This window comes from Mesorhizobium sp. M0633 (assembly GCF_040320645.1).
In the GTDB taxonomy this organism is placed as follows: Bacteria; Pseudomonadota; Alphaproteobacteria; order Rhizobiales; family Rhizobiaceae; genus Mesorhizobium.
Window position 1 is genome coordinate 1 of sequence record NZ_JAMYQC010000024.1, and the last position, 13921, is coordinate 13921.

Below are 13921 nucleotides of genomic sequence, written 5' to 3' on the forward strand. Positions count from 1 at the left end.
AGGATGCCGAGGCGCTCGTCCGCCGCTTTCCGTGGCTGTCGGTCGAGGGCATTTCCGCCGGCGCCTATGGCCGCAGCGGCGAAGGCTGGTTCGACGCGCATGCTATGCTGATGCTGTTCCGCAAGGCACTGCGAAGCAAGAACATCGATTTCATCACTGCGTCGGTGACCGGTATCGAGCGGCAGGGGAAGCGCGTCGCCGGTGTGACCCTCGACAATGGCGAGCGGCTCGAGGCCGGCACCGTCGTTAACGCCGCCGGGCCGAATGCCGGCAAGGTGGCAGCAATGGCCGGGCTGGCGCTGCCGGTGGAGCCGCGCAAGCGCAATGTCTTCGTCTTCGAGGCGCGCGAAAAATATGACGACATGCCGCTGCTGGTCGACCCGAGCGGCATCTATGTCCGGCCGGAGGGCTCGGTCTACATCACCGGCGGCGCCGAGCCGGAAGAGGGCGAAGGACCGGCCGACCCCGCCGACTTCGACCCCGACTGGCCGCTGTTCGAAGAGGTGATCTGGCCGGTGCTGGCGACCCGCATTCCGGCCTTCGAGGCGATCAAGCCGACGCGCGCCTGGGTCGGCCATTACGACTACAACACGCTCGACCAGAACGCGGTGATCGGCCCGCATCCCGAGGTCGGCAATTTCCTCTTCGCCAACGGTTTTTCCGGCCACGGCTTGCAGCAGGCTCCGGCGGTCGGCAAGGCGCTGGCCGAACTGATCGTGCATGGCGGCTATCGCACGGTGGATTGCTCGGCGTTCGGGTACAGCCGGATCGCCGACGGGCGGCCGTTCCGGGAATTGAATGTAATTTAACGCTTGCGCGAAGGGATGCTACCGTTGGGTTAGGCCGCCACCAAGCCGCCTGCACCAAGATACGCCTGAAGCCAGCCCAGCACCCTACCCCAGCCTTCCGCGTGCTCTGTTGCAGCGTCAGCGAGGCCGGCAAAGCCGCCATGGCAGATGGTGACGCGCGTGCCGCCGGCGATCGGCTCCAGCAGCCAGGCGACTTTGGTTTCGCGGCGGCCAAGCGTCGGATGATCCCAGTCGTATCTGCGCGTCTGCACGATCCGGCGCGGCTCTTCGATCTCCAGGAATTCGCCACTGGCGGGCAGGTGTCTGCCGGCCGCCGTCTCGACGGTGATGCTCCAGCGGCCGCCGACGCGGAGGTCGGCCGCCCATCCGGTCATCCGGTAGGTCTTGGCGGACCCACCAGCGCTCGACCTCGCGTGTAACGAGCGCGTCAAAGATCCGCTCGGGCGGCGCGCAAACATCGGCGCTCGCCATGACGGTCTCGCCATTGGTCATGCTGTGCACCGCGGAACCGTGCATCACCTGTCCTCCAGAAACGTTTCGCTATCGAAACGACCTCAAGCCTTCGACGCCGGGCGCGACAGGCCTTTGCCGGTTTCGAGCAAGCTCTTCAGGCTGGACAGGATGAGCGGCCAGCCGTTCGCCACATGGCCAAGCAGCTTGTGCGGTCCATCGGCTTCGTGTGTGATGGCGAGCTTCATCATCTCGCCCTCCTGCTCGATGGCGAAGGTGCAGCGTGTGTAGCCGTCCGCCTTGACCTCGGGCATGAACTCGTTGCGCCATTTGAGCACGATGCGCTTGGGTGGATCGATCTCGAGGACCTCGCCGCTGTCGGTGACGCGGCCGTCGGTGTAAACCATCTTCCACGCCGAACCTTGTTTCCAGTCGCTTAGCATCTGGGCGCCGAGGAAATATTGCCGCTGGAACTCCGGCTCGGTCAGTGCTTGCCAGAGTTTTTCGGGCGAGGTGCGGATGTAGGTGACATAAACGAAAATGTTGCTCATCAGTCTTCCCTTTCGAGGCGTTTCTTCAAATCGCTGAGGGCGCCCAGTCGCCCCCGCTCGAATTTGCCGATCCAGCGTTCGGCGATCTCGTTGATGGGAACGGAATTCAGATAATGTTGCTTCTCGCGTCCCTTGCGGATGGTGGTGACGAGGTTTGCTTCTTCCAGGATCGCCAGATGCTTGGTCACCGCCTGGCGCGTCATGTCCATCTCACCGCACAGCGCGTTCAGCGTCTGCCCGTTCCTGGCATGAAGGCTGTCCAGCAATTGCCGGCGTGTCGGGTCGGCCAAGGCGCGAAAGACGGCATCCATGCTCATGACTCTAATATGCAACCATTTGGTTGCATGTCAAGAGGCAGAACCCTAGCCAAGAATGCGCGGGTTGAGGTCGCTGGGAGTGGATTTCAGCGCTTGCGGCCGAACCAGAATGCGTTGGGCATGCGCTCCATGCCGATACGCTCATAGAAGCCGACGGCGTCGGGCATGGAGATCAGGCTGATGGCAACGGAAGGTCCGAGTTGCCGGCGTGCCTCATCCATCAGGCCCTTGCCGATACCCAGCCCTTGCGCCGATGCAGAAACAGCGAGCTCGGAGATATAGCAGACCCAGGAAAAGTCGGTGATGCCGCGAGCGACACCAACCAGCGGCTTGCCCGGTGCATCGATGCGCGCGGTGAGCACCAGGTCGGCACTCGTGAGCATCGCCTTCAAACGGGCATGATCATCGACGGGCCGTGTCTCGCCGAGGCCGGATTCCACCAGAACGCGGCGGAACTCGGCGATGCCGAGGCCCGGTTCGCTGGCGTAAAGGATCGTGGATCGCGTTGTCATGTCGACAAAAGTGCACCATGGGCTGGTGGTTTTGAAGCTGTTTTGTACCGATTTTGTGTTTCGATCGACGACGGAAGTCCAAAATCAGCCGTCTTTTATTTGCCCGCGGCATTGTGTAAACCGAGCGCCAGCAATTCCCCGCAACGAGAAGAAGACGGGCAAGAACCATGGAAAAATTCACCAAGCTCACCGGTGTCGCCGCGCCGATGCCGATCGTCAATGTCGACACCGACATGATCATCCCCAAGGATTATCTCAAGACGATCAAGCGCACGGGGCTCGGCACCGGCCTGTTCGCCGAAATGCGTTACAAGGACGACGGCTCGGAAAACCCGGACTTCGTGCTCAACAAGCCGGCCTACCGCAAGGCGCAGATCCTGGTCGCCGGCGACAATTTCGGCTGCGGCTCGAGCCGGGAACATGCGCCGTGGGCGCTGCTCGATTTCGGCATCCGCTGCGTCATCTCGACCTCGTTCGCCGACATTTTCTACAATAACTGCTTCAAGAACGGCATCTTGCCGATCACCGTCAGCCCGGAAAACCTGGAGAAGCTGATAGACGATGCCTCGCGCGGTTCCAACGCGACGCTGTCGGTTGATCTCGAAGCCAAGGAAATCCGCGGGCCGGACGGCGGCGTGGTCAAGTTCGACCTCGACGAATTCAAGCGCCACTGCCTCTTGAACGGCCTCGACGATATCGGCCTGACCATGGAGAAGGCCGGCGCCATCGCTTCGTTCGAGAAGAAGAACGCTGCTGAGCGCCCCTGGGCCTGAGCGGTACGATGACCTGGCCGCGACAGGCCGGGTTCGTGGCGGCTGAACGGAGGGGACAGTCATGACACGTTCGCTTCTTGCCGGGGCCTGCGCGCTGGCGTGGATTCTGATGCCGGTCGCAGGCGCGCATGCACAGACCGACATGGTGCTCGTGCCGGCTGACGATGCGTCCGGCGGGGCCGCCGACCAGGGCGCGTTGAGCAATGCGGCCCTAGCCGACAATGACAAACAGGCGCCGATCCCGTTCGAGGGCGGCCAACTGACTGTCACCCAGGAGGAAGAGTACGGGGAACGGGTGCTCGCCTTCGACGGCAAGGAACTGGCGCGCAATTACGACGTCTTCTTCGACAAGATCGTCGAGGTCGGCGGCGTTAAGGTGGCGCTGGTCGATGTCGGCGACGGCGGCAATCAATGCGGCCCGGCCAAGGTGATCGTGTGGAAGCCGGAAGGCGGCACGATCCAGACGACCACGGTCGAGCAGGATGAATGCGGCGCGCCGCCGGCCGCGATCTCCGACAGGGCCATCTATTTCGTGCCCTATCTGCTGCCGGGTGATTCCAAGCCGGCGCTGCAATGGTCGCCGACGGACGGACTGACGACGTCCGGTAATCTGACCTACATGCCGGAGCCGGGCACCGACTGGAAAGACGTCGATCCGTCGAAATACGACAATATCATTGATGCCTTTCACAACGAGGCCGTCTACAGGCTAGCCGAGACGCTGCTCGGCAAGGACATGCCCGACATGGCGACCAGCCTGCTGGTCGGCGGCGGTACTGAGGAGACCGCTTCGGGCGCCTTTTTTGCCAGCGGCTGCGTGCCGCATGATTGCGGCGGCAATGACGGCTTCATGGCCGTTGACCCGGTCAACCAGAAGCTCTATTTCGCCCGCCGCGGCGACAAGCCCGAGCCGGACGCGTGGCCAGCGGTGAGTACATGGCCGGCCGACGTCAAGGAAGCGCTGGACAAGGCGCTGGGGTCGGCGAATTAGATCGTTCTGCCGCGATCCTTCGCGCGCCCCGGACATCTCCCCACTTGGGGGGAGATCGGCCGCCACCGCCGCTTTCGCCAAACCGCCTACGCTGCAAAAAAGGAGGACCTATGCGAAAACTGATCTCCACCGGTTCGCCCTTCGAGAAGACCGCCGGCTATTCGCGCGCCGTGGTGCAGGGCGACTGGTGTTTCGTGTCCGGAACGACCGGCTACGATTATGCGACCATGTCGATGCCGGAGACCGTAGAGGCACAAACGCGCAATTGCCTGGCGACGATCGCCAAGGCGCTCGGGGACGGCGGCTTCGAGATGGCCGATGTGGTGCGGGCACATTACTATATCACCGATGCGGCTTTCGTGGATGTGGTGTTCCCGATCCTCGGCGAGGCCTTTGGCGAGATCAGGCCGGCGGCAACGATGATCGTGTGCCAGCTCAACAAGCCGGAGATGAAGATCGAGATCGAGGTGACGGCGCTGCGGCGCACAGCCTGATGCCTGTCACGGTTGCGACAACGACACGGTTAGCACGAGGATCGGCCCATGGTGAAGGTCAGGCGCATCGTTGCAAACATAGACACGCAGGATATCGCGGCGGCAAAACCCTTCTATCAGGATGTGCTCGGCCTCGATCTCAAGATGAATATGGGCTGGATCGCTACCTACGGCTCGCAAGAGACGATGTCCGTGCAGGTCAGTTTCATGGCCGAAGGGGGATCAGGAACGCCGGTGCCGGACATCTCTATCGAAGTCGACGACGTCGATGCCGCGCTTGAAAGCATGAGGACGGCCGGCTTTGCCATCGAATACGGTCCGGCGGACGAACCCTGGGGCGTGCGGCGCTTCTTCGTACGCGACCCGTTCGGCAGGCTGGTCAATATCCTTTCGCATCTGTAGGCGTTTTGTCTTGAGCATCGGATTCTCCCAAAACCGGTTTCCACTTTTTGGGTCCGATGCTCTGAACCGCGGGCTTGCGCGCCGGCTGCTTGGCGTTTAGCAAGGCCGCGGCTCACGACACAATCGGGACGGTTCTCATGGCTTCGAAAAATCTTCTCCTGCTTGCCGGCGACGGCATCGGCCCCGAGGCGATGGCCGAGGTGAAGAAATTGATCGCCGCCATGAACGACAGGCTCGGCAGCGATTTCGTCACCGATGAGGGCCTTGTCGGCGGTTGCGCTTACGACGCACATGGCGCGGCGATCTCCGATGCCGACATGGCCAAGGCAATGGCGGCGGACGCGGTGCTGTTCGGCGCCGTCGGCGGGCCGAAATGGGATGCCGTGCCTTACGAGGTGCGCCCGGAGGCGGGTCTGCTGCGGCTGCGCAAGGACATGGAGCTGTTTGCCAATCTCAGGCCGGCAATCTGCTATCCGGCGCTGGCGGCGTCCTCCTCGCTGAAGCAGGAGGTGGTCGAGGGGCTCGATATCCTGATCGTGCGCGAGCTCACCGGCGGCGTCTATTTCGGCGAGCCTAAGCAGATCATCGACCTCGGCAACGGCCAGAAGCGCGGCATCGACACCCAAATATACGATACGTTCGAGATCGAGCGCATTTCGGGCGTTGCCTTCGAATTGGCGCGCACGCGCAAGAACCAAGTCACCTCGATGGAAAAGCGCAATGTGATGAAGTCGGGCGTGCTGTGGAACGAGGTCGTCACCCAGACGCACAAGGCCAGGTATGCCGACGTCAAGCTCGATCACATGTTGGCCGATGCTGGCGGCATGCAGCTGGTGCGCTGGCCGAAGCAGTTCGACATCATCGTCACCGACAATCTGTTCGGCGACATGCTGTCCGACATCGCCGCCATGCTGACCGGCTCGATCGGCATGCTGCCGTCGGCCTCGCTCGGCGCGCCGGATGCGAAGACAAAAAAGCGCAAGGCGCTCTACGAGCCGGTGCACGGCTCGGCGCCCGACATCGCCGGCAAGGGCATCGCCAATCCGATCGCCATGATCGCCTCCTTCGCCATGTGCATGCGCTATTCCTTCGGCATGGTTGAAGAGGCCGACCGGCTGGAAGGCGCGATCGCCGCCGTGCTCGATCAGGGCTTGCGCACCAGGGATATTCATTCGCCGGGGATGACCGAGGTCGGCACCGCTGAGATGGGCGACGCGATCATCGCCAAGTTCCTGGGCTGATCCTATGGCGGTCGGCGTCCGCTGGGCGACGACTGGGGATGCGGCGGCACTCGCCACCGTGCTTTGCGAAATGGCGGTGCATTACCGGTAACCGCCACTCGACGCCAGCCAGGTTTTGTCGGCGGCGCAGAAATGGCTTGGCGACGAAAGCCCATCCTATCCGCATTTTGCGCTCGCCTTCGTCGATGGCGAAGTTTGCGGGCTGGCCTCGGTTGCGATCGCGCATCCCGGCATCGATCTCGAGCGGCTGCTGTTCCTCAAGGACCTGTTCGTGCGCGATACCGCCCGCGATGACGGTGTCGGTCGAGCGCTGATGGCATTCCTCGCCGGCAATTGCATGCGCGAAGGCATCGGCCGTATCGATCTGACCACGGAGGACTGGAACGAAGGCGCGCTGCGCTTCTACGTCGGACTCGGCGCGGAGCGCCAGGGCCAGAAGGTCTTCCTCAGGCTTTCGAGCGAGGCGCTGAAGGCGATCGCTAAACCCCGACGCCCGCCGGCACCGGACCCCACTTGTTCTCGCGCGGCTGGGTCGGGATCAGCGCAAAGATCAGGATGATCACGGTGCCGAAGGTCGGGATCAGGAAGAGCAGGAAGAGCCAGCCGGTCAGGCCGGTATCGTGCAGGCGACGCACGTTCAGCCCGAACCACGGCAGGGCTGTCGCCAGCAGGAAGAGACCGGAAAGGCCGACCGTCACTGCCGGCAATTCACTGTTGTCGAGATTGCCCATGGCGTGGTCGATAAAGACGCCGAGTCCTATGACCACGATCAGCGCGATCGTCCAGAACAGACAATAGCCCCAATACTCTTTGCGGCGGGCACGGCCGGCGAAGTTGAAGTAATTCTCGGTCAGACCCCGCCAGAAGTAGCTCCACAGGCCGGCCGATTCGGCCGGACTTTGTTCAGCGGAACGGCCGAAATGTTGCGGCTGACGTGCCGCTGGCGCATTGCCGGCCTGAGACGGCGCGGCGGTTACAGTGGAGGCGTCGGTGGGCGCGCTGGCAGGTTGGGCGCGGATCGCAAAAACATCGCGTGCCCGTCCGCCAGCCGGCTGGAATTCGACGGTCGTACCTCCGGCAACCGATGCTTCGCGGCGCAAATCTTCGCGCGCCAAAGTGTAGCGGTTGCCGTCGGCTCCGGTGATGAAGCCGAAACCCTGGTCTTCGTCGTAATGAAGAACTTCGCCGCGCATGTCCTGCCCACCCCCATTTCCCCGCCCCAGACTGTGCAAAGTTCCGGCAGACCGCAAGGGGCGTGCGGAAATGGAGAGTGCTGGCTATTTACCCCGGCCGTTCTTCGATTTCTTGTGTTTCGCAGGTCCGCCTTCGAACTTCGCCTTGGCCGGTTTCCCGGCCCAGGGCTTCGCCTCGAATGCCGGGCGCTGGTCGGCCGGTGCGCGCTTCTCGAATTTGGGCGTGTTCTGATCGAAGGTGCGCTTGCCGCGGTGCGGCTTCTTGTCGGGCCGTGGTTCCTGATAGCCGGCCCGCGACAAATCCGGCGTGCCGTCCAGCCGCTTGACCGCAATGTTGCCCTGCAGCTTCCGGTCGGGGCCGATCGCAGCGAGGAAACGCTCGGCCCAGTCCGCCGCGATCTGCACGAAGGTTTCCTCCGGCTGCATCTTGATGGCGCCGATCTCGCGCTTGGAAATGCCGCCTGTCCGGCACAGCATCGGGATCAGCCAGCGCGGCTCGGCATTCTGCCGGCGTCCGACCGACAGCGAGAACCAGACGCTGTCGCCGAAATCGTCGCGGCGGCTCGGTGTCTCGTCCCGCCGCGCAAATTTTTCGCCCGACGGCGTGAACGCTGCCACGTCGAGAAGATCCTCCGGCGCCGAGTGGCTGGAGCGGCACATCCGCACGAAGGCGGCAGCAACCTGTTCGGGCCCGTGCTGATCGAGAAGCGCCTCGACGAAGCCGCGCTCCTCATCCTTCATAGGCTCGCTGAAGACCGGATCAGCGAGAATGCGCTCGTCGTCGCGCCGTATCACGTCGTCGGCCGACGGCGGGCTCGCCCAGGTTGCCGCAAGGCCGGCACTTTGCAGCAGCCGCTCGGTGCGCCTGCGGGCACTATTGGGCACGATCAGCGCGCTGACGCCCTTGCGTCCCGCACGACCCGTGCGTCCGCTTCGGTGCAGGAGCGTTTCCGGGTTGGTCGGCAGGTCGGCATGGATCACCAGCTCGAGATTGGGCAGGTCGATGCCGCGTGCCGCGACGTCGGTGGCGATGCAGACCTTGGCGCGGCCGTCGCGCATCGCCTGTAGCGCGTGGCTGCGCTCGTTCTGGCTAAGCTCGCCGGACAGCGCCACGACGGAAAAGTTGCGATTGTTGAAGCGCGCCGTCAAATGGTTGACGGCGGCGCGCGTGTTGCAGAACACCAGCGCGTTCTTGGCCTCGTAAAAGCGCAGCACGTTGATGATGGCGTTTTCGCGATCCGCCTGGGCGACGCTCAGCGCCCGGTATTCGATGTCGAGATGCTGCTTTTCCTCACCGGAGGCCGAGATGCGTACCGCATCGCGCTGGTAGCCTTTGGCCAGCGTGGCGATGGAGCGCGGCACGGTCGCGGAAAACATCAGCGTGCGGCGATCGGCGGGTGCGGCATCGAGGATGAATTCCAGATCCTCGCGAAAGCCGAGATCGAGCATCTCGTCGGCCTCGTCGAGCACCACTGCCTTGAGCGCCGACATGTCGAGCGAATTGCGGGTGATGTGATCGCGCAGGCGGCCGGGCGTGCCCACGACGATATGGGCGCCGCGCTCCAGCGCGCGCCGTTCGGTGCGCATGTCCATGCCGCCGACACAGGACGCCACCGTGGCGCCGGTCAGTTCGTAGAGCCATTCCAGCTCGCGCGTTACCTGCAGGGCCAACTCCCGCGTCGGCGCCACGGCCAGCGCCAGGGGTGCCGCCGCGTGGGAAAAGCGCTCCGCGCCATCGAGAAGGGTCGGCGCCAAAGCCAGACCGAAGGCGACGGTCTTGCCGGAGCCGGTCTGGGCCGAAACCAGCGCATCGGCCTGGCCAAGCTCGAGAACGGCCTTCTGCACCGGCGTCAGCTCGACATAGCCGCGTTTTTCCAGCGCCTTTGCCAGCGCGGGAACAATAGCTTCGAAATTGGACATCTTGCTCTTTCGAAATTCGGATTCTGAATACCCGGCGACGGGTCAAATGTCGGCAAGCGCCACAGACGGGCGCCACGAGCCAGACGATGCTCGTTCGTACTTGGTGCCGCCGTCATTGTACAGGGCGGGCGGGTCGGCCTGGTTGCGATTGACTCTAGACGTAAACCGCGTAAAAGCCGGCACCGAACGGGATAGTTTTCGATGCGCGGCCTTTTGATGGCGCTTTCTGCCTTCGACATCCCCGGCCCCAATGCGAACCATTGGGCCGGGCGCGTCGCTGCGTCTCCTCGTTCCAGCAAAATCACGTTCTTGCTCAAAAAAACCGGCAAAACGACCACCAAAACGGTCTGATTCCCTTGGCCTAACCACCCTCTCCCGGGTCCGGCCCGGGGGTTGAAACCCGCATCGGCCGGCGGGTTTTCTCCAGAACCGAGCGGAGAGGGACAGGAGATTTCGATGAGTTTCAAGGTTGCGATCGTCGGCGCCACGGGCAATGTGGGCCGGGAAATGCTCAACATACTGGAGGAACGCGGCTTTCCGGTGAGCGAGGTGGTGGCGCTGGCCTCGCGGCGCAGCCAGGGCACGGAAGTGTCGTTCGGCGACCGCACGCTGAAGGTCAGGGCGCTCGACCAATATGATTTTTCAGACACCGACATCTGCATCATGTCGGCCGGCGGCAACGTCTCCAAGGAATGGTCGCCGAAGATCGGCAAGCAGGGCTGCGTCGTCATCGACAATTCGTCGGCCTTCCGTTACGACCAGGACGTGCCGCTGATCGTTCCGGAAGTGAACCCGGATGCGATCTCGCTGTTCACGCGCAAGAACATCATCGCCAACCCGAACTGCTCGACGGCGCAGCTGGTCGTGGCGCTGAAGCCGCTGCATGACGCGGCCACCATCAAGCGCGTCGTCGTCGCCACCTACCAGTCGGTCTCCGGCGCCGGCAAGGAAGGCATGGACGAATTGTTCACGCAGACGCGCGCGGTGTTTGTCGCCGACCAGGTCGACGTCAAGAAGTTCACCAAGCGTATCGCCTTCAACGTCATCCCGCATATCGACGTCTTCCTCGACGACGGCTTCACCAAGGAAGAGTGGAAGATGGTGGCCGAGACCAAGAAGATGCTCGACCCGAAGATCAAGCTGACGGCGACCTGCGTGCGCGTACCGGTGTTCATCGGCCATTCGGAAGCGGTCAACATCGAGTTCGAGAAGCCGATCACCGCAGATGAGGCGCGCGAGATCCTGCGCGAGGCGCCGGGCTGCCAGGTCATCGACAAGCGCGAGGACGGCGGCTACATCACGCCGCTGGAATCGGCCGGCGAGGACGCCACCTTCATCTCGCGTATCCGCGAGGACTCGACCATCGACAACGGCCTGTCGATGTGGATCGTCTCCGACAATCTGCGCAAGGGCGCGGCACTCAATGCGGTGCAGATCGCCGAGCTGCTGGTCGAGCGCGGGCTGATCCAGCCGAAGAAGAAGGCGGCATAGTTCGCTCACGGCCGTATCGCCGCTAGCGCGGCTGGCCTCCGCGGGGACGCCGGACGACCGGCGGCCTGCGGTCGCAGGCTCGGCCTTCGGCCGCGATTTTTGCTCAGCTTGCTTTTCCGCTCACGGCCGTATCGCTGCTGTCGCGGCTGGCCCTCCGCGGGGGCACCGGACGACCGGCGGCCCGCAGTCGCGGGCTCGGCCTTTGGCGGTTGTTTCGCTCACGGCCGTATAGCCGCTACGCGGCTGGCCTCCGCGGGGGCGCCGGAAGGCCGGCGGCCCGCAGTCGCGGGCTCGGCCTTCGGCCGTTAGCGCCCTTCTCCCCGTTCACGGGGACAAGGTGCCGGAAGGCGGATGAGGGGCACAGGCGTCCAAATAGGCAGCAAGGCGACGGCGTCACAGCCGGTTCTCCTCCGCTAGGTCCAACAGCAACTTCAGCGCCTCCTCCGCCCGGTCGGCGGGCACGAACAAATGGTCGTGGTAGAAGGCCGAGACCGGATTGACGCCGATGCCGGCGGTGGCCAGCCGCGCGGTGATGGCGGCGAGGAAGCCGACCGCTTCCAGCGACGAATGGATGTTCAGCGTCAGCATCCGGCAGCGGAACACGGTTTTCAGTCCAGCGGCCTTGGCATGGTCTTCAAGCACGATCAGCGTCGTGCCCTCGCGCTCGCGAAATAGCATCACCGGGTGGAGCCTGTCGGGAACGGGCGCATCGGGTGGCAACGTGGTGAAGACATGAACGCCGGCAAGCAATTCCGGCGTCATTGCCGCCAGCAACTGTTTCAGGTCGGTCTCTCCGGCCATCGGTTGCTTTCGTTGTGCGATCAGGCGGCGGCTTCCGTCGAGCGTCGGAAGACACCCCTACGGATTTTCAATAACGCCCTCCATCTCACCTCGCAAGGTGGACTTGCCAGGTTCGTTGCCGGCTGAACTTGTACATCCGAGGTCGCCGTCCCCCGGAGTGAAAAAGAACTGGAGGCATGTCGGATCGCCGTCATGGGCCGCGTCCTTGGTTCGAGCTGGCGAAGGAGCCAGTGCTCACAACGACCGGAGGGAACATCAATGACCATGTCTCAGGCAGCACCCGTCTCACCGCGTGCCCTGTGGACCAGCCGCGTGCTCAGCGCCGTCATCGTGCTGTTCATGATCTTCGACGGCGTCATCAAGCTACCGCCGCTCGAAATCGTCACCCAGACCATGGTGCAGCTCGGCTGGCCGGCCGATGCCAATGTCTCGCGCATGCTCGGCACCATTGGATTGGTCTCGACAGCGCTTTACGCGCTGCCACGCACCTCGGTGCTCGGCGCCATCCTGCTCACCGCCTATCTCGGCGGCGCCGTCGCCACGCATGTGCGTATCGGCAGCCCTTTGTTCTCGCACATACTGTTCGGCGTCTATCTCGGCGCCGTCCTCTGGGGTGGCCTGTATCTGCGCGATCCAAGGGTGCGCGCGTTGTTCCCGTTCAGCCAATAGCGGCGACATCGAAAGCCGTTCGATGGTGGCCACGCCGCCAGAGCGGGCGCGGTCTGCCGCCGCCTTTCTACTCTTTGGATCAAATTGAGCGCCGCCGGGCGGCAGCCGATCTTCTTCTTTGGATCAAATCGCCTGGTTGCGAGTTAGGGGGTGCAGCGGCGAGGACGGCACCCTGTTGGAGAGGAACGACAATGAAAAAGGTGATGATCTTGATGGCCTTGCTGGTCCCGCTCGGTGCCTGCTCCCGTACTGAGCAAGGCGCGGCAGTTGGTGGCCTGGGCGGTGCGGCGGTCGGCGCTGCGGTGGCCGGCAACCCGACCAAGGGCGCGGTGATCGGCGGTGCGGCCGGCGCTTTGGCCGGTGCACTGATCGGCCGTGCCAGCGAAAGCGGCCAATGCCGTTATCGCGATCGCAACGGTCGTGTCTACGTTGCGAGTTGCCCGGAAGGCTATTGATCGGGCCGCATCATATGGATGCAATAGCAAAACGGCGGGCAGGGCCCGCCGTTTCGTGGTTGTGGAGATGATTTATTCGGCGCTGGCGGCTTCCGCCTCGGCCGGCGCGGCTGCGGCGGCGGCAACGGCCGCGGCGGCATCTTCCTGCGCCTTCTTCAGCAAGGCTGCGCGCTCCTGCGCCTTCTTGCCGGGCTCGGCCTTGTTCGGGTTGGAGCGGGCTTCGCGCTTGGCGATGCCGGCTTCATCGAGGAAGCGCAGCACGCGGTCGGTCGGCTGGGCGCCATGCGACAGCCAATGCTTGACGCGCTCGGCGTCGACCTTGACGCGTTCGCCGTCCTTGGGCAGCAGCGGATTCCACGAGCCGAGCGACTCGATGAAACGGCCGTCGCGCGGCGAACGCGCGTCGGCGACGACGACATGGTAATAGGGACGCTTCTTCGAGCCCGCACGGGCCAATCGGATTTTCAGTGGCATTTCTTTTCTCCTAAAAGCTCTGATTCGGTTGATCGGTTGGTGGCTGGTCCTCAGCCGGTTTTCGCTACGCCGTTGGATGCGGCGATCTGCTCGTGATGGCGGATCACTTCGCGGACGACGAAGTTCAGGAATTTCTCCGCGAAATCCGGGTCGAGATGGGCGTCCTTCGCCAGTTGGCGAAGACGGGCGATCTGCTCCTGCTCGCGCGCCGGATCGGCAGGCGGCAGGCCATGTTCCGCCTTCAGCACGCCGACTGCCTTGGTGCAGCGGAAGCGCTCGGCCAGCATGTGGATCAGCGCCGCGTCGATATTGTCGATCGAGGCGCGATAATTGGCCAGCGCCGCACGCGCGTCCGCCATGTCCTTCTCTTCGTTCATG

At 63.7% G+C, this 13921-nt stretch carries 20 protein-coding genes; 11 read left to right on the forward strand and 9 right to left on the reverse strand.

Annotated elements, in window-relative coordinates; all coding sequences use genetic code 11:
* Positions 1 to 809, forward strand: an 809-nt coding sequence (locus NKI47_RS22810; protein ID WP_352593748.1) for an NAD(P)/FAD-dependent oxidoreductase, incomplete at its 5' end; no start/stop codon positions are given.
* 29 nt (positions 810 to 838) lie between these two features.
* On the opposite strand, the gene NKI47_RS22815 is transcribed toward NKI47_RS22810, so the two are convergent.
* The 4 genes from NKI47_RS22815 to NKI47_RS22830 all read right to left on the reverse strand — a co-directional run bounded on the left by NKI47_RS22815 (position 839) and on the right by NKI47_RS22830 (position 2639).
* Complete coding sequence (locus NKI47_RS22815) at positions 839 to 1183, reverse strand: SRPBCC family protein (RefSeq protein ID WP_352593749.1); 345 nt, start codon at positions 1181 to 1183, stop codon at positions 839 to 841.
* A gap of 180 nt (positions 1184 to 1363) precedes the next feature.
* A complete protein-coding gene (locus tag NKI47_RS22820; RefSeq protein ID WP_352470856.1) occupies positions 1364 to 1810 on the reverse strand; it encodes an SRPBCC family protein in 447 nt (148 codons plus the stop codon).
* Positions 1810 to 2121: an ArsR/SmtB family transcription factor gene (locus NKI47_RS22825; RefSeq protein ID WP_352593797.1), complete on the reverse strand. Its 312-nt coding sequence runs from the start codon at positions 2119 to 2121 to the stop codon at positions 1810 to 1812. The genes NKI47_RS22820 and NKI47_RS22825 overlap by 1 nt, the downstream gene beginning before the upstream one ends.
* 92 nt (positions 2122 to 2213) lie before the next feature.
* The gene (locus tag NKI47_RS22830) at positions 2214 to 2639 is read right to left on the reverse strand and encodes a GNAT family N-acetyltransferase (RefSeq protein ID WP_352593750.1); all 426 of its coding nucleotides are present in this window, start codon (positions 2637 to 2639) and stop codon (positions 2214 to 2216) included.
* 167 nt (positions 2640 to 2806) lie between these two features.
* Between NKI47_RS22830 and leuD the strand changes: the two genes are divergently transcribed.
* From leuD to NKI47_RS22860, 6 genes are all read left to right on the forward strand, one after another.
* The gene (leuD, locus tag NKI47_RS22835) at positions 2807 to 3412 is read left to right on the forward strand and encodes a 3-isopropylmalate dehydratase small subunit (RefSeq protein WP_352593751.1); all 606 of its coding nucleotides are present in this window, start codon (positions 2807 to 2809) and stop codon (positions 3410 to 3412) included.
* 61 nt (positions 3413 to 3473) lie between these two features.
* Complete coding sequence (locus NKI47_RS22840) at positions 3474 to 4403, forward strand: Ivy family c-type lysozyme inhibitor (RefSeq protein ID WP_352593752.1); 930 nt, start codon at positions 3474 to 3476, stop codon at positions 4401 to 4403.
* A gap of 110 nt (positions 4404 to 4513) precedes the next feature.
* Positions 4514 to 4897, forward strand: a complete 384-nt coding sequence (locus NKI47_RS22845; protein WP_352470853.1) for a RidA family protein — start codon at positions 4514 to 4516, stop codon at positions 4895 to 4897.
* 51 nt (positions 4898 to 4948) lie between these two features.
* Complete coding sequence (locus tag NKI47_RS22850) at positions 4949 to 5299, forward strand: VOC family protein (protein WP_352593798.1); 351 nt, start codon at positions 4949 to 4951, stop codon at positions 5297 to 5299.
* A 137-nt stretch (positions 5300 to 5436) separates the two neighbouring features.
* Positions 5437 to 6540 carry a 3-isopropylmalate dehydrogenase gene (leuB, locus tag NKI47_RS22855; RefSeq protein WP_352593753.1) on the forward strand — a complete coding sequence of 368 codons (1104 nt, stop codon included), beginning with the start codon at positions 5437 to 5439 and terminating at the stop codon, positions 6538 to 6540.
* A 115-nt stretch (positions 6541 to 6655) separates the two neighbouring features.
* Complete coding sequence (locus tag NKI47_RS22860; RefSeq protein WP_352593754.1) at positions 6656 to 7099, forward strand: GNAT family N-acetyltransferase; 444 nt, start codon at positions 6656 to 6658, stop codon at positions 7097 to 7099.
* Here the strand turns inward: NKI47_RS22860 and NKI47_RS22865 are convergent.
* Positions 7020 to 7733, reverse strand: a complete 714-nt coding sequence (locus NKI47_RS22865) for a DUF805 domain-containing protein (RefSeq protein WP_352593755.1) — start codon at positions 7731 to 7733, stop codon at positions 7020 to 7022. The two genes, NKI47_RS22860 and NKI47_RS22865, sit on opposite strands and share 80 nt — an antisense overlap.
* An 84-nt stretch (positions 7734 to 7817) precedes the next feature.
* A complete protein-coding gene (locus NKI47_RS22870; protein WP_352593756.1) occupies positions 7818 to 9653 on the reverse strand; it encodes a DEAD/DEAH box helicase in 1836 nt (611 codons plus the stop codon).
* A gap of 201 nt (positions 9654 to 9854) precedes the next feature.
* Here NKI47_RS22870 and NKI47_RS22875 point away from each other — a divergent pair, with 201 nt between their 5' ends.
* Positions 9855 to 10004, forward strand: a complete 150-nt coding sequence (locus NKI47_RS22875) for a hypothetical protein (RefSeq protein ID WP_352450216.1) — start codon at positions 9855 to 9857, stop codon at positions 10002 to 10004.
* A gap of 105 nt (positions 10005 to 10109) precedes the next feature.
* Positions 10110 to 11144 (forward strand): aspartate-semialdehyde dehydrogenase, encoded by a 1035-nt coding sequence (locus NKI47_RS22880; protein ID WP_023680535.1) that lies wholly within the window; start codon positions 10110 to 10112, stop codon positions 11142 to 11144.
* 393 nt (positions 11145 to 11537) lie between these two features.
* On the opposite strand, the gene NKI47_RS22885 is transcribed toward NKI47_RS22880, so the two are convergent.
* Complete coding sequence (locus tag NKI47_RS22885) at positions 11538 to 11945, reverse strand: ACT domain-containing protein (protein WP_352593757.1); 408 nt, start codon at positions 11943 to 11945, stop codon at positions 11538 to 11540.
* 258 nt (positions 11946 to 12203) lie between these two features.
* Here NKI47_RS22885 and NKI47_RS22890 point away from each other — a divergent pair, with 258 nt between their 5' ends.
* Together NKI47_RS22890 and NKI47_RS22895 are read left to right on the forward strand one after the other, a co-directional pair.
* Positions 12204 to 12614 carry a DoxX family protein gene (locus NKI47_RS22890; RefSeq protein ID WP_352593758.1) on the forward strand — a complete coding sequence of 137 codons (411 nt, stop codon included), beginning with the start codon at positions 12204 to 12206 and terminating at the stop codon, positions 12612 to 12614.
* A 191-nt stretch (positions 12615 to 12805) separates the two neighbouring features.
* The gene (locus tag NKI47_RS22895; protein ID WP_023680734.1) at positions 12806 to 13069 is read left to right on the forward strand and encodes a YMGG-like glycine zipper-containing protein; all 264 of its coding nucleotides are present in this window, start codon (positions 12806 to 12808) and stop codon (positions 13067 to 13069) included.
* 72 nt (positions 13070 to 13141) lie between these two features.
* Here the strand turns inward: NKI47_RS22895 and rpsP are convergent, their stop codons facing one another.
* Positions 13142 to 13543 (reverse strand): 30S ribosomal protein S16, encoded by a 402-nt coding sequence (gene rpsP, locus NKI47_RS22900; RefSeq protein ID WP_352593759.1) that lies wholly within the window; start codon positions 13541 to 13543, stop codon positions 13142 to 13144.
* 50 nt (positions 13544 to 13593) lie between these two features.
* A complete protein-coding gene (locus NKI47_RS22905; protein WP_352450211.1) occupies positions 13594 to 13920 on the reverse strand; it encodes a chorismate mutase in 327 nt (108 codons plus the stop codon).
* Between the last annotated feature and the right edge of the window lies 1 nt (position 13921).